The sequence below is a fragment of the Arenibacter certesii DSM 19833 genome (genome assembly GCF_000429545.1).
In the GTDB taxonomy this organism is placed as follows: domain Bacteria; phylum Bacteroidota; class Bacteroidia; order Flavobacteriales; family Flavobacteriaceae; genus Arenibacter; species Arenibacter certesii.
This window is the reverse complement of record NZ_AUCB01000013.1, coordinates 26,221-40,918: the sequence shown is the minus strand read 5'-3', so window position 1 is coordinate 40,918 and position 14,698 is coordinate 26,221. Positions and strand designations below refer to the sequence as shown.

Genomic DNA, 14,698 nt, shown 5'->3' with positions numbered 1-14,698 from the left:
CTCCTTTATCCAAACCTAAAGAACGGTTTATTTTGATAATAAATTGGTTGTAACCAATAGATGTATAGTTTTAAAACTATATCGCGATATATTATAAGTACCTAATAAAAGCCAGCAGTTAAAATACCAGTCAATTATTTACAGGCCATGTCTCACTATTCAATACTTTGTACTTAATACTAACTACAGCGGAAAGAGCGACCCGATAGGAGAACGCCCAAAACAATCACCAGCTATATCTTCCAACAACCACCCAACAAAAAAAAGGAAGCAACCCCCTAAAGATTGCTTCCTTTTATTATTTAGCCAATATACGTTTTGGCAAAACGCTTTATTACTTCTGCTGCTCCAAGAATGCGATTAAGGAGGCAAATTCCTCATAACTCAGTGAGTTCACCAATCCGGCAGGCATCATTGAGGTTGGCAATTCTTCCCTTTCGGCAATATCTGCAACCTTAAGTTCTGTAGCCATCCCAGCAATATTACGTATAGTTAGGTCGGAAGCCGATTCTTTGGTTACGAATCCTACATGGATATCACCACCTTTGGTCTCTATCTTAACTGTAGAGAATCCTTGAGAAATGGAGGCATTTGGCTTTAATATAGACTCTGCAATTTGCTCTCTGTTCATAATAGAACCAATCTGCCCCATAAAAGGTCCTTTCATCACCTCATCGGCACTAATACTGTGGCACGCAAAGCAACCTTGACTTGCATAAATTTTCTTACCACTTTCTGGATCACCTTTAATCTGCTTAAGTGCAATCATAATGTCTTCTATAGACGCCTCACCTACTTGTCCTTTTTTGTTTTTGATCTTATCGAAGTCCACTATAGGCATATCTTCTTTTGGCTCTCTTTTCTCCAAAATTCCAAATTCTTCTATTCCCAATCTGTACTTACTATTAAGTTCGGCATACAAATCCTTTTTATCTTCTGGCGTATTTTCCCATTCCTTAGTTAGGAAGTCGCCAATTACTGAAGTGTATTCCCAATCTACAGTTTTATAGTAAGGTCCGTGAGTATCAGGTCTTGTACTCCACCACCATGAAGTATCGTAAGGCGCTTCCTGATGATAAAGTCGCGCCAAAGAATTACTTATCTTCTCTTTAACTACCTCATCATTGGTTTCCCCATAAGCCTTAATTAATCCGTCTACCACCTTTGGCGAATGCATATAACGAGTAGCCCATAGCGCCAAGTCCTTATTTTTAGTATTTAACGCTTCTACCACAGCATCTTCTGCATTTAATGCAACAAGGGCTTTTACAGCTAAATGCGGAAGTAGGATATCTGAATTAGGCGTAGCGTGTGGTCCTTCACTTCCTAAAGTTGGAGCTTTAAAAGAACTAGGAACTGGAACTTCTAATAAATGCTTAGCAAGATCTTTTCTTCCCAATCTCCCTAGACCTACAATAGCAGCGGCCTTCACTCGGTCTGAATCAGATTTCAATGCTTCTATAAAGGGTTCTGATGGCACATTCTCCACAATCCCCTTGCGGTCTGCCAGTGCTCTTAGTGCAAATTCCTGAACTGCTGAATCTTTAGTTAAGGATACTAAATCATTTATACCAGATGCTCCGGTTAATTGAGCGTAAGTAAAAATGGCTGCAGAACGCACCTCTAAAGGTAATGAGCTATCCTTAGCTAATTTTAAAACTCCACTTGCACCTTTACCTCTTTTGATCAATTCGTATTGAGCACTTAGTCTAGATTTAGCGTTTCCAGACTTTAACAAGTTCACTACATTATTGGTCCAATAGATATTTTCTACCTGTGGAAAAGCTCTATACTCTAAATTTTCCGGTGTTACCCTTACAATATAACCTTTATCTGGACTACCGGAATATCCTGCCCCATCCCAAGCGGATAGGTACATTACACCAGCGGCATCTACATCTAGATCCGTGATCTGTGGCAGTTTTATAAACTTTTCTTCATTTTGTGTAAAACTAGCTTTATCCTCGGTAACCCTATGGATATACAATTCGCTACGTCCCCAGTCTGCCATCATAGGTACGTTGTTGTATTTTTCTGGCCAGCGATCATCGTTCATAAACAATGCTCCTGTTCCAGATCCACCACCTACGTCTACCAATCCTGGAATAATTTCTTCAGTAAAATGCTTAAAGAGCATAGGATACCCATACTCTCCCGTTTGCATTTGATGTGAGAATCTGATGTTCCATCCCCCACCATCGTTGGTATTTCCTCTAGTAAAAATGTTCATAAAGGGATCGATTGCAACATCATAAATATTTCTCAATCCATGGGTATACACTTCCATTTCAGTACCATCGGGTCTCACGCGCAGTACGCCACCACCTAACATAGTAAGCTGTGTACCATCACGATCGGTAGCGTTATGGAATCCAAAATCGCCCACTGCGATATAGATCCACCCATCAATTCCCATTTGAATTCCGTTGGTAGCATGATCCGTACCTCTTTCTTGGAGATATTTGGAATTACTCAAGTTTTTGATCAATACTTTTGCAGGACCATCTGCAACGCCGTCATTATCTAAATCCTCAAAAACGATCAAGTCCATATTATCGGCTTTTCCCGTTTCTTCGGTAAACGTCGTATGCAGAACAAATAATTGGTTTCCTATAGGTAATATTCCCCTTGGGTTATCTACTTCAGCAAATTTGGTATAGGAGTCCATTACTCCATCGTTATTACAATCTACCAACCTTTTAATAAATCCTTTCCCCATATCCTTACCAAGGGAACCCATCATATCTACACCTACAAAGACTTCTCCTGTAGCTGCCACCGCCATACAAGCTGGACTTGGCGTAAGGTCAGGACCGGCAAATCCGGTTATTTTTAAATCCTTTGGCCAATTAAAAGCCTGTGCCAAAGAATCTGCCATGGGATAATCAATGACCTCACCACTTGGGGCACATGGAACCTTATCTTCCCCACAACTGACAACAAGCAGCCCCAACAATAAAAAAATACCAATTTTCTGAAACATAGTTTACGCTATTAACCTAATTATTTTATCACTTACTACATATTAAACCCTACTGATTAGGGGATTTTTAATATGAAAGTCGCAAAACTAAAAATCTTTCGCATAAAATCTTTCATTTAATGAAGTATATAGTGTTAAAATAAGGTCTCTAACATAATTCTTATTAAATGTGACGATTAATATATAATTTTTAAGGTACCTCCATCAAATAAAACTCACGGTCTTCAACAATTAAACAATTCAATTACAGGCGATTATTCCTTCTTTTAATCTGACACCTATTTTATAAAAAAATGTTAATTTTTATAAATTCTTAAAAACTGAGAAATGTCATATTATTAAAAAAACAGCCTGTTTAGTTTTACGGCGAAAATCGACTAGGAATGAGCGTGATTTATCTATTGTTAGCCCTAAGTATTTTAGTGGCCCTTGTTTTTTTTATCGCTTTTATAGTTTCTGTTAGAAGGGGACAATATGACGATTCGTATACCCCATCTATACGTATGCTATTTGAGGATGAATTGGTAAAGCACCCTTCAGAGAAAAAGCCAAAAGAAAAATCTAACCAAATAAGTGAAAGTCAAATATTGTAATTATGGAAGTACAGCAGTTCTATTACGATAATAAAATCGTAAAAAAATTCATTTATGCTACGCTGTTTTGGGGAATAGTAGGAATGTCTGTCGGGCTTCTGCTCGCTCTTATGTTTCTTTTCCCAAACATTACCGATGGTATACCGTGGTTAAGTTTTGGGCGATTACGCCCCTTACATACCAACGCCGTTATTTTTGCGTTTGTGGGCAATGCCATTTTTGCGGGGGTATATTATTCCACACAGCGCCTGTTAAAGGCTAGAATGTATAGCGATGCATTAAGTAAATTAAACTTTTGGGGTTGGCAGGCAATTATAGTAGCAGCCGCTATTACCTTGCCATTGGGTTATACCTCCACTAAAGAATATGCAGAACTAGAGTGGCCTATAGATATTGCCATTACAATTGTCTGGGTCGCCTTTGGTTGGAACCTCATCGGGACCATGCTAAAAAGAAGGCAGCGTCACTTATATGTTGCCATCTGGTTCTATCTCGCCACCTTTGTAACTGTTGCTGTACTACATATATTTAATAGCTTATCTATTCCTGTAAGTGCTTTTAAGAGTTATTCTGTCTACGCTGGGGTGCAAGATGCCTTAGTACAGTGGTGGTATGGACATAATGCTGTGGCATTCTTCCTAACCACACCTTTCTTAGGTTTAATGTATTATTTTGTCCCAAAGGCCGCAAACAGGCCAGTCTATTCGTATAGGTTATCTATTGTTCACTTTTGGTCGTTGATATTTATTTATATCTGGGCAGGACCTCACCACCTTTTATATTCCTCCTTACCAGATTGGGCACAAAATTTAGGGGTAGCCTTCTCTATAATGTTGCTAGCACCATCTTGGGGTGGTATGATCAACGGTCTTTTAACCCTAAGGGGGGCATGGGATAAAGTAAGGACAGATCCTGTTTTAAAATTTATGGTGGTCGCTATTACCGGATACGGGATGGCTACATTTGAGGGCCCCATGTTATCCTTAAAGAACGTTAATGCTATTGCTCACTTTAGCGATTGGATTATTGCTCACGTTCACGTAGGAGCTTTGGCATGGAACGGATTTTTGGCCTTTGGAATGATTTATTGGTTAGTTCCTAGAATGTTTAAAACTAGGTTGCATTCCGTACCCTTGGCCAACTTTCACTTTTGGATTGGCACCTTGGGCATTATATTATATGCCTTACCAATGTATGTCGCTGGCTTTACACAAGCTTTAATGTGGAAAGAATTTAACCCCGATGGCACCTTGGTATATGGAAACTTCTTGGAAACGGTAACCCAAATCATCCCAATGTATTGGATGCGTGCTATTGGTGGTAGTATGTACATAGCTGGAGCCCTTGTAATGATCTACAACTTAGTGGTAACCGTAAAATCAGGGAGCGAAGTAGAAGACGAGCTTGCAGAGGCCCCGGCCCTAACCCGAGTTTCCAAGAAAAGAACTGCAGGCGAGACTTTCCACACATGGTTGGAGCGTAAGCCTATTCAGTTAACCATCTTGGCTACCATAGCGATATTAATTGGTGGCATTGTACAGATTGTACCTACCATATTAGTAAAATCCAATATTCCTACCATCTCTAGTGTAAAACCGTACACCCCATTAGAATTGGAAGGAAGGGACCTATATATTAGGGAAGGTTGTGTAAGCTGTCACTCCCAAATGGTAAGGCCTTTCCGAAGTGAAGTGGAGCGTTATGGGGAATATTCCAAAGCTGGGGAATTTGTTTACGACCACCCATTCTTATGGGGTAGTAAACGTACTGGGCCAGACTTATTACGAGTGGGAGGTAAATATTCCGACAGCTGGCACTTTAACCATATGTATGATCCACAAACAACCTCCTCCGGATCTATTATGCCTGCATATGCATGGTTAATTAGGGACGAACACGACAGGAGTAATATTCAGAAAAAAATGGAAGCTATGATCACCTTGGGCGTACCCTACTCCGAAGAAGAAGTTGCTAATGCCTTTGAACTTATGGACCAACAGGCAGCCCAAATAGAGAAAAACCTATATACCGATCCCGATTTTGCAGCGAGCTATGAAGCAGATAAAAAATATGCTGAAGAAAATGGAGAGAATTTTATAGAAATGAAAGATCGGGAGATTGTAGCTATGATCGCCTACCTACAGCGCCTGGGAACCGATATAAAAATTAAGGATACGAACGAGGAGATTTCTCAAAACTAAACAATCATGCTAAAATTCGTAAAAGGTTATATGGAAACTATCGATGGGATAGCTACCTACCCCATTATTTCCCTACTGATATTCTTTGTCTTTTTTGCCGCCCTATTTTGGTGGGTACTTACAGCATCCAAAGAACACATTAAAGAAGTTAGTGAATTGCCGCTAGAAGATGATCAATAGAGAAATACAAAGGGAATATATAGGCTCTACTAGTCTATGTATTCCCTACCAGAATAAATAATAACAATTGCAGCCTAAGCAAACCACTTAAAACAGTAAAGATGAAAAATACCACACTTTGGCGGATTAGAATTCCGCTAGTTTTCTTTCTAATCTTCGGATTAATGGAATACTTCGTAGAAACGGATGGCTTACCGGCCGTTTTGGAACATCCCATCCTATTCGTATTTATGGGGGTAGTCCTATTTTTATTAATTGGAATTGAGCTTATTTTAAGGACCATAGAAAATGTTATGTTCCAAACCTTATCTCCTGAGGCCAAGGAGCGCTATTTGGAAACCAAAACCTCCAAAAGAGGGACCAATTGGATAGCGCGACTTAGAGAGAAGATGATTGGGGAAAAAACTATTGAAGAGGAACACGAAATTATCTTGGACCACAACTACGATGGCATCCAAGAATTGGACAACAATCTTCCGCCATGGTGGGTTTACCTATTTTATGCGTCCATTGTTTTCGCCATAGTCTACATGGCCCGATACCATGTGTTTGGTGGGGACACTCAGGATATGGAGTATGAAAGAGCCGTTGCAGAGGCTCAAGTGGAAATAGAGGAGTATAAGAAAACGGCCAAGGGATTGGTAGATGTCAATACAGTAGAATTACTAACCGATGCTGCGGATATAAAAGCGGGAGAAGCAATCTACACTGCCAATTGCGTTGCTTGTCATATGCCAGATGGCGGTGGGGGTATTGGCCCAAACTTAACGGATGAATATTGGATCCTAGGTGGGGACATTAAAGATGTTTTCCATACCGTTTCCGAAGGAGGTCGCGCTGGTAAAGGAATGGTAGCTTGGAAGCAAATGCTTAAACCACTTGAAATGGCCCAAGTATCTAGTTACATCCTTACCGAATTGACCGGTACAACTCCGGCCAATCCGAAAGAACCAGAGGGGGAAATTTGGAAAGCGGACAATTAAATACCATTACCGATCTTGAGTTTAGTATTGCAAATATAAATAATCTGCATAGCTATATTAGAAAATGGATAGGTTTAAGACTGGTTTAAAATTTAAACATGGTAATCTCTAGCACTTATTATAGTTTGATGTGCAGTTAAGTACTAAGAGTGGAATTTAAAACCGGATTGCAATAATATCCACTAGCACAATACAGTATTACAAAGATGGCACAGGAGCAAAATAATTTCAGGGATTCCATAGGGACAATAAATGAAGAGGGGAAAAGGGCATGGGTATTTCCAAAAAAACCCAAAGGCCGCTTCTACAAATACAGAAAATATGTAAGTTATTTTCTATTAACATTTTTATTACTTGCCCCATTTTTAAAAATAAATGGGAACCAGTTTTTAATGTTCAATGTACTAGAGCGCAGGTTCAATATTTTTGGATTTCCTTTCTGGCCACAGGATTTTTACCTTTTTGTAATCTCAATGATCATAGGGGTAGTATTTATTGCCCTGTTTACCGTTGCCTTTGGGCGTATTTTCTGCGGCTGGCTATGTCCTCAGACTATTTTTATGGAGATGGTTTTCAGACGGATAGAATATTGGATTGATGGGGACCGAGGAGCACAGATACGGTTGGACAAACAAGAGTGGAACGCAGAGAAAATTAGAAAACGAGTTCTTAAATGGTTCATCTTTTTTATAATCTCCTTTATAATAGCCAATGTATTTCTCGCTTATCTTATAGGTAGCGATAGACTTATTAAATATATCGCAGATGGACCAATGCAACATCTTAGCACCATGGTCTCTCTCTTGATCTTTACAGGCGTATTTTATTTTGTATTTGCATGGTTTAGGGAACAAGTCTGCATAATTGCATGCCCATATGGCCGCATGCAAGGAGTATTATTAGACAATAAATCCATCGTTGTAGCCTATGACCATAAACGTGGAGAAGCAGAGAAGGGAAGAAAAAAATTCAGAAAAGGAGAAGATCGAGCAGCAATTGGGCACGGTGATTGTATAGATTGTTTCCAATGTGTAAACGTTTGTCCTACCGGAATAGACATCAGAAACGGGACTCAATTAGAGTGTATTAATTGTACTGCATGTATTGATGCCTGTGACGAGATAATGGAGAAGGTAGACCTGCCTAAAGGCCTTATACGATACGCTAGTGAAGATAATATTGAGAAAAAAGCCAAATTTAAGTTTACACCCAGACTTAAAGGTTACACTGCAGTACTGATTATCCTTACTGGTATATTAATTGGGATGCTATTTTTAAGAAATGACTTAGAGGCCAATATATTGCGATTACCCGGACAGTTGTATGAGCATAAGGAGGGTAATATCATCAGTAACGTATACACCTTTAAGGTGGTCAATAAAACGACTAGGGACATACCCGATGTTACCTTTAAGTTATTGTCACATAAAGGAACTATATCACTCGTTAGAAATGATAATTTTACCGTTCCTGCACAAGAGCTAACCGAAGGGACCTTGTTTATAGAAATAAATAATGCCGCATTAGACGGTGATAAAAACACGGTGAAAATTGGGGTATTTAGCGGAGAAGAACAAATTGAGACTACCTCAGCAAGATTTATGGCTCCAAGAAGCTACAGGTAAATAAGCAGGAGGTGATTATCTAAGAACTAAATAAACAAATATCTCCCAACCATTTGGGAGCAAGACCTAAAAATTAGAATATGAAAATTAATTGGGGAACTGGAATAGTACTGGCATTTATAGGATTTATAAGTTTTATCCTATTCTTTGTAGTAAGTATGCTAATGGACGATAGGACCAATCATGATCTTGTCCGGGAAGATTACTACCAGGCGGAGATGGGATTTCAAAAGGAATTGGATGCTGAAATAAATTCGCACAAAAACAATGTGGACTTAAAACTGGTAAGTACCTCGGAAGGTCTGCGATTAGAGTTCCCTAAAGAGTTGGATCAAACAACCATAACAGGTACAGTTACCCTATACAGACCATCTGACAAACAATTGGATTTCGACCTGCCTATAACGTTATCCAACAACAATCTACTTATACCTGAAAAACGTCTGCCAGCAGGTCGTTGGAACATTAAAGTCTCCTGGGAGTACAAAGGCGAAGCTTATATGTTCAAGGATAAAATAACGTATTAAAAACATCATTTTCAAACTACTACCAAAAAGATAAACCATGCTGGCGACTGCTGTATTATTAGGATTAATGGGGAGTTTTCACTGCGTAGGCATGTGCGGACCCATTGCCTTTATGCTACCCGTGGATCACCAAAGACCAGGAAAAAAACTGTTGCAAGTATTTCTGTACCATTTCGGGAGGTTAGCTGCTTACGGTATTATAGGCTTGGTATTTGGCTTTTTAGGAAAAGGCCTATATGTTTTTGGATTACAGCAAAAGCTCTCTATTATCATAGGGGTAGTAATGATCGTTATAGTTCTTGTTCCTTACAAAACCTTTAATAAATATAATTTCTCCAAACCTATCTATGGACTCTTATCCAAATTAAAAAGCCAAATGGGCAAGGAACTAAAAAAGAAAAGTCCAGATACCTTCCTAACCATTGGCTTCCTAAATGGTTTTTTACCCTGCGGTCTGGTTTACATGGCGGTATTTGCTAGTATTGCCACTGCAAATCCTTGGTTGGGCGCTCTTTTTATGATGTTATTTGGTTTGGGAACCATTCCCTTAATGACCACCGCCGTATATTTTGGCAGTATGCTAAAAGGCAAGGCCAAACAATCCGTACAACGATTGATACCTGTATTTGTAGTGTTGATCGGACTTCTTTTTATACTGAGGGGAATGGGGCTGGGAATACCCTATATTTCTCCTGCCCCCATTACGGAGACCGTATCTAGTGTTATGGAATGCCATTAATATTGGGTTAGTATTTTATTAGCACCTAGTTTTATTTTTCCACTTATTTAAAGTAGGTTTGTTTTAAGCCTATTGGACCCTTGCAAAGGTCCAAGTTCTGTAAAAGAATGGTTATATTTCAATACGCTATTCCATAGAAACCATCTCAAGTACCAGGGGACTAAAAGTGCAATACAATTTTAGGAAATATGATAGGTAGAAAATTCTTAGGGATATTGCTATTTTCACAGCTGACTGTTCATGTCTGTCACAGTCAACAAAATACAAGTACCATGTCTAACACCAACAAGGCCCAGTTCTCAATAGGCGTAATCGCAGATTGCCAATACTGCAATGAGCAAGGAACAGGAATAAGAAAATATGCCAAATCCGAGCAGAAACTAGAGGAATGTGTAACACATTTTAACACCATGGATTTAGCTTATACCATACACCTGGGTGATTTTATTGATAAGGATTGGGAAAGTTTTGATGTGGTGACCCCAATCTACAATAGTTTAAACATGCCAAAATACCATGTACTGGGGAATCATGATTATTCCGTAGAAGATGATGAAAAAGCAGATGTCTATAAAAAGATGGACATGCCCTCCCCCTACTATGATTTTAAAGTGGAAGATTGGCGATTTATAGTGTTGGATGGAAATGACATAAGTTTACACGCCTATCCAGAGGATAGCGAAGCCTATCTTAATGCCGCCAATTACTATGTAGAAAATCATGCCGACTCCCCCTTTTGGAATGGAGCCATAGGTCCCACGCAGATGCAATGGCTTAGAGATGTCTTAGACAAGTCGTTAATCAACAAGGAGAAGGTGGTGCTATACTGTCATTTTCCAGTGTATCCAGAAAACATCCATAATCTATGGAATGCAGATGAAGTTATAGAAACACTAGAAAGCTACCCTAATGTAAAAGCCTACATAAATGGGCATAATCATGAAGGCAATTACGGCGTAAAAAATGGTATCCATTATGTTACTATGAAAGGCATGGTAGATACTGAGGAGAATTCTTATGGTGTGGTAAAAGTATCTTCAGAATTATTAGAAATTATTGGTTACGGGCGTGAAACCAGTCGCATGATAAAATTACAGGACAGCGGACAGTAGATATTATTGCGAGGTGGATAGACCGATTAAAATAGCGTAGGCTATAATCTTTTAAATGTATTTTAATAGGCGCATACGTTTCTATAACCAGAGTGCTTGTAGTACTTATGATCTTTCCCAGTTTTTATGGTTTGTTTATTCCAGTCATAATAGATTTACTTTTTATATCTTACTAGATTTTGGAGTGAACGATAAAAGTTTAGTCAGCAAAACTTAAAATAGGAGAAGAAACCTTATTTATACTTCGGCAATACATTGATGATTACCAAAATAAAGGTGATTTAACTATTTCCTTGGCAGTGAAAAATTGTTTGACTGCCGAGAACTTTTCCTACCTAAACATTTAACCGCTATAAAGAAATAAATAATGGATCAAACTACAAGTACAGATTATACCGCTAAAAAGATATCGGGTTCCATAAAGGTAGACGGTAATACAAAGAAACCAATTTGGAAAAACGCTAATTGGAGTAGGCGCTTTGTAGACCTAGTAACAGGAGATCCAGCACTGTATAATACACAAGTAGCCATATTATGGAACAATACCCACCTTTATATTGCTTTTGAGGCAGAGGAACCTTATGTAGAGGCCAAACTAACAGAGAAAGGCAGCATTATTTTTTTAGAAAATGATTTAGAAATCATTATAGACGGCGGGGACTGTTATTATGAATTAGAAGTAAATGCTGCCAATACTATTTATGAAGCCTTTTTTATATGGAAGGATGCTTATAAAAAAGGGGGCAAGTTTGATATCCCGCAATTTGACGTACATCAGACTGAGGCGTATACCTTTGGAGGAAATTATGACCGTGAGGGTGAATCTTTCTGGAAAGGAACACATCCTAGGGGAATTCGGTGGGCCTTCACCAATTATAATTTACCCAACTTAGAAACAGCAGTACATGTAGATGGCGTTTTAAATGATAATAAAAATGTAGATAAAGGCTGGCACTTAGAAGTTGCTATTCCTTGGAGCAGTTTGGAGTGGTTAGCCAATGGCAGAAGTTTACCTCCAACCAATGGGGACATTTGGAAAATGTTTTTAGGCCGATTTCAAAAGTTGGTCGTTGGTGGCAAAGCAGTACAACCACACCCTGCCATGGTTTTAAATAGTCATGGAGCTTACGATGCCCATCTACCTGAAAAATGGAGTAAAATTAAATTTGCTGATTAAAAGCGATCAGCCCCGTTAAAGCACTACTTGTATCATGCCTTAACAGGCAAATAACAAATGAGAAAAATCACACAACGTTAACCTCTAAAACAACCAAATACTAATATCATTCAAAATAAGATTTAAAAACAACACCCCATTCCCCTACCCTACTGTTTTATAAATCGCTCTGTATGCGTGTAGTTAGAGGGGTATGCCCCTACTTGCAACAGCAATGGCCGTAGGGCAAATTCAAATTCCAACACGGCTACCTTTCCTTCTTTATTCAAATGAAATTGCATAAACTCTTCGCGTTGGGCAGGATTTTTCCAAATCGCCCTAAACGTATCGTAATGCCAATGCTCTAGCTTTGCTTCCAAGTTGTCTGACTTCCAAAAACGAAGTACCAAATCTTTCCCTTCTTTATTCACATCTATCGTTCCGTATCCAGCCGATTGGTACACGCCTAAATAAGCATCTAATTCCAAGCTTGGAATTGTTTTCTTATTTCTGGCCTGATGGATTTCTTCACGAGCTGCGGAAGCATGCTCATAGGATTTCTTATACCATTGCAAATAGCGTTGGTTCCAATCTACCCCATTCTCTCCTAAGAAAGCATCCATAACCTGATACGCCACAGCATTCCCCAAACTATTAAAAGTATTCCCTACTACTATAATACCCAGGTCCAATTCTGGCATTAGGTACATGGCCGAGTTAAATCCGTCTGTGGCACCGCCATGGGTAATTACACGTTTTCCCTTATAGTCGGTTATAGTCCACCCAAAGCCATAGCTACTTTGCGGCGCCATGGCATTAGACTGTGAACGGACCATCTGTGGCTTATGGATCTCGTTCATCTGCTCTGTACTAATTAAAGTTTTTCCCTTATAGCTTCCAGAAGTCCCCAATTGCATTAGCATCCACTTGTTTAGGTCGCTTATTGAAGCGTTAATACCCCCTGCAGGCCCGGCATTATCCCAGTTTCTTCTTGAGATGGGCACTACCTTTCCTTGGATTTCTTGATGGGGATAGGCTTGATTATCGTTTGCTTTCAGTTGGGTAATACTAGTAGTAGTACCGTTCACCTCTAGCGGAGCAAAAAGAGCTTCTTTTAAAAAAGTATCCCAGGTACGTCCGTCGGTATATTCAATAATCTGTCCTGCTAAGGAATACATAATATTATTATAAACAAACTCCGAACGGAAAGGCTTTTCCAAATCCATATACCGCATTTGATACAGCACACTATCTCGTGGACTAGCCGTCATAAACTGGAGCCTATTACCCAATATTCTTCCCAATCCCACCCGATGCGTTAGGGCATCGCGTAAGGTAATTTCCTGCGTTACCCAAGGATCTTTAAGCTGAAACCATGGAATATGTTTAGTGATTTTATCATCCCAACCTATTTTACCTTCATCCACCAAAATTCCGAGTGCCGCTGCGGTCATATTTTTACTTACCGAAGCAATACTAAAAATAGTATTAGCATCTACCGGCTCCCCACTTCCCAACCGCTTTTCGCCAAAGCCTTTTGCGAAGACAACTTCCCCGTCCTTTACAATACCTACTGCCATTCCAGGAATCTTCCAGTCCTGTCTGCTGGACTCTAACCAGGAATCAAAATTTGCAGGTAGGAATTCTTGAGCGAAAATGCTAGAAAATAAAAAACCAGAAAATACAACGAGCGCTAACGAGAAGCTATTACAATTACGTTTTGTCATGGATATAGATTTTTCCCAAATATACTTACAAGTTTAAACTATTCCACCTGAACCGAGTAAACAAGGGCTTTTCTACGGAGATAAACAACTATTAAAGTACCGGTTTGCCTCAGAATCAACAAGCAACCTTCTTTTAGAAATTTATTATGGTAAAAAGGAGGCTATTATTATCCTTAACTTGTATAACAGTAGAGGAGCGTAGAGCGATTGAACCTAATTATAAAAAAGTTTTATCTTGGAGCGAATGGTATTTAAGTTAAATGGAAGACTACATTTTATTCTCTCACCTTATCATATTCCACTTTTGTACATAAACAGAATAAATAACGCCACTTATAATGATAGAAATACTGCAGAACAGCAAGAAGGAAGTTGCCAACAGCATCCATTCCTTATTTCAATTATCCTATGCTGTAGAAGCTAAATTATTGAATCTAAAATATTTCCCACCCCTTAAAAGGCCTATTGAAAGTTATCAAAAAAGCACTAGTGTCTTTTACGGATATCTAGTAGAAAAAGAACGGGCAGGAATTATCGAGATTTCCCACAGTACCACATACACAGAGATAAATAGTTTGGCGGTGCATCCTATGTTTTTTAGACGTGGTATAGGGAAAGGATTAATAGAATTCGTATTTGATAGTTTTGATTCTAAACACTTTACAGTGGAGACCGCAATTAAAAATATTCCTGCCACCACATTATATAAAAAGTTGGGTTTTCATGAGGTAAAACAATGGGACACGGAAATAGGAATTAGAAAAATACAGTTTATAAAATGAGGTAAAAATATACCCTCACCCCAAAATCATCCACTTTTAATCACGCCATATAGTCCTCCAAGCCATGCTCCCTCCTGAGTAAATTTTAGT

General features: G+C 39.0%; 12 protein-coding genes. 10 read left to right on the top strand and 2 right to left on the bottom strand.

Annotation, left to right across the window (positions count from 1 at the left end; translation table 11 throughout):
* Window positions 1–334: 334 nt before the first annotated feature.
* On the bottom strand, window positions 335–2,983 hold the full coding sequence (locus G466_RS0108160; protein WP_026813230.1) for a DUF7133 domain-containing protein: 2,649 nt from the start codon (window positions 2,981–2,983) through the stop codon (window positions 335–337).
* A gap of 383 nt (window positions 2,984–3,366) precedes the next feature.
* On the opposite strand from G466_RS0108160, the gene ccoS reads away from it, so the two are divergent.
* The 9 genes from ccoS (at window position 3,367) to G466_RS0108115 (ending at window position 12,120) form a co-directional block, all read left to right on the top strand.
* Entirely contained in the window at window positions 3,367–3,576 is a 210-nt protein-coding gene (ccoS, locus tag G466_RS0108155; RefSeq protein WP_026813229.1) for a cbb3-type cytochrome oxidase assembly protein CcoS, read from the top strand.
* A gap of 2 nt (window positions 3,577–3,578) precedes the next feature.
* Window positions 3,579–5,777 (top strand): cytochrome-c oxidase, cbb3-type subunit I, encoded by a 2,199-nt coding sequence (gene ccoN / locus G466_RS0108150; RefSeq protein ID WP_026813228.1) that lies wholly within the window; start codon window positions 3,579–3,581, stop codon window positions 5,775–5,777.
* A 6-nt stretch (window positions 5,778–5,783) separates the two neighbouring features.
* Complete coding sequence (locus tag G466_RS0108145; RefSeq protein ID WP_026813227.1) at window positions 5,784–5,957, top strand: CcoQ/FixQ family Cbb3-type cytochrome c oxidase assembly chaperone; 174 nt, start codon at window positions 5,784–5,786, stop codon at window positions 5,955–5,957.
* Between the two features lie 101 nt (window positions 5,958–6,058).
* Window positions 6,059–6,940, top strand: a complete 882-nt coding sequence (locus G466_RS0108140) for a cbb3-type cytochrome c oxidase N-terminal domain-containing protein (protein ID WP_026813226.1) — start codon at window positions 6,059–6,061, stop codon at window positions 6,938–6,940.
* 206 nt (window positions 6,941–7,146) lie between these two features.
* Window positions 7,147–8,565: a cytochrome c oxidase accessory protein CcoG gene (ccoG, locus tag G466_RS0108135; RefSeq protein WP_026813225.1), complete on the top strand. Its 1,419-nt coding sequence runs from the start codon at window positions 7,147–7,149 to the stop codon at window positions 8,563–8,565.
* A gap of 80 nt (window positions 8,566–8,645) precedes the next feature.
* The gene (locus G466_RS0108130; protein WP_026813224.1) at window positions 8,646–9,092 is read left to right on the top strand and encodes a FixH family protein; all 447 of its coding nucleotides are present in this window, start codon (window positions 8,646–8,648) and stop codon (window positions 9,090–9,092) included.
* A 37-nt stretch (window positions 9,093–9,129) separates the two neighbouring features.
* The gene (locus G466_RS0108125; protein ID WP_026813223.1) at window positions 9,130–9,831 is read left to right on the top strand and encodes a sulfite exporter TauE/SafE family protein; all 702 of its coding nucleotides are present in this window, start codon (window positions 9,130–9,132) and stop codon (window positions 9,829–9,831) included.
* A gap of 272 nt (window positions 9,832–10,103) precedes the next feature.
* The gene (locus G466_RS0108120) at window positions 10,104–10,943 is read left to right on the top strand and encodes a metallophosphoesterase (protein WP_034235062.1); all 840 of its coding nucleotides are present in this window, start codon (window positions 10,104–10,106) and stop codon (window positions 10,941–10,943) included.
* Window positions 10,944–11,310: 367 nt separating this feature from the next.
* Window positions 11,311–12,120, top strand: a complete 810-nt coding sequence (locus G466_RS0108115; RefSeq protein ID WP_026813221.1) for a carbohydrate-binding family 9-like protein — start codon at window positions 11,311–11,313, stop codon at window positions 12,118–12,120.
* A 149-nt stretch (window positions 12,121–12,269) separates the two neighbouring features.
* Here G466_RS0108115 and G466_RS0108110 read toward each other — a convergent pair whose 3' ends face one another.
* Window positions 12,270–13,826 carry a serine hydrolase gene (locus G466_RS0108110; RefSeq protein WP_026813220.1) on the bottom strand — a complete coding sequence of 519 codons (1,557 nt, stop codon included), beginning with the start codon at window positions 13,824–13,826 and terminating at the stop codon, window positions 12,270–12,272.
* A 338-nt stretch (window positions 13,827–14,164) separates the two neighbouring features.
* On the opposite strand from G466_RS0108110, the gene G466_RS0108105 reads away from it, so the two are divergent.
* Window positions 14,165–14,608 carry a GNAT family N-acetyltransferase gene (locus G466_RS0108105; protein ID WP_026813219.1) on the top strand — a complete coding sequence of 148 codons (444 nt, stop codon included), beginning with the start codon at window positions 14,165–14,167 and terminating at the stop codon, window positions 14,606–14,608.
* Window positions 14,609–14,698: the final 90 nt, after the last annotated feature.

Coding starts and splice junctions, on each gene's coding strand:
- G466_RS0108160 (WP_026813230.1), bottom strand. CDS start 2,983: ATGTTTCAGAAAATTGGTATTTTTTTATTGTTGGGGCTGCTTGTTGTC.
- ccoS (WP_026813229.1), top strand. CDS start 3,367: ATGAGCGTGATTTATCTATTGTTAGCCCTAAGTATTTTAGTGGCCCTT.
- ccoN (WP_026813228.1), top strand. CDS start 3,579: ATGGAAGTACAGCAGTTCTATTACGATAATAAAATCGTAAAAAAATTC.
- G466_RS0108145 (WP_026813227.1), top strand. CDS start 5,784: ATGCTAAAATTCGTAAAAGGTTATATGGAAACTATCGATGGGATAGCT.
- G466_RS0108140 (WP_026813226.1), top strand. CDS start 6,059: ATGAAAAATACCACACTTTGGCGGATTAGAATTCCGCTAGTTTTCTTT.
- ccoG (WP_026813225.1), top strand. CDS start 7,147: ATGGCACAGGAGCAAAATAATTTCAGGGATTCCATAGGGACAATAAAT.
- G466_RS0108130 (WP_026813224.1), top strand. CDS start 8,646: ATGAAAATTAATTGGGGAACTGGAATAGTACTGGCATTTATAGGATTT.
- G466_RS0108125 (WP_026813223.1), top strand. CDS start 9,130: ATGCTGGCGACTGCTGTATTATTAGGATTAATGGGGAGTTTTCACTGC.
- G466_RS0108120 (WP_034235062.1), top strand. CDS start 10,104: ATGTCTAACACCAACAAGGCCCAGTTCTCAATAGGCGTAATCGCAGAT.
- G466_RS0108115 (WP_026813221.1), top strand. CDS start 11,311: ATGGATCAAACTACAAGTACAGATTATACCGCTAAAAAGATATCGGGT.
- G466_RS0108110 (WP_026813220.1), bottom strand. CDS start 13,826: ATGACAAAACGTAATTGTAATAGCTTCTCGTTAGCGCTCGTTGTATTT.
- G466_RS0108105 (WP_026813219.1), top strand. CDS start 14,165: ATGATAGAAATACTGCAGAACAGCAAGAAGGAAGTTGCCAACAGCATC.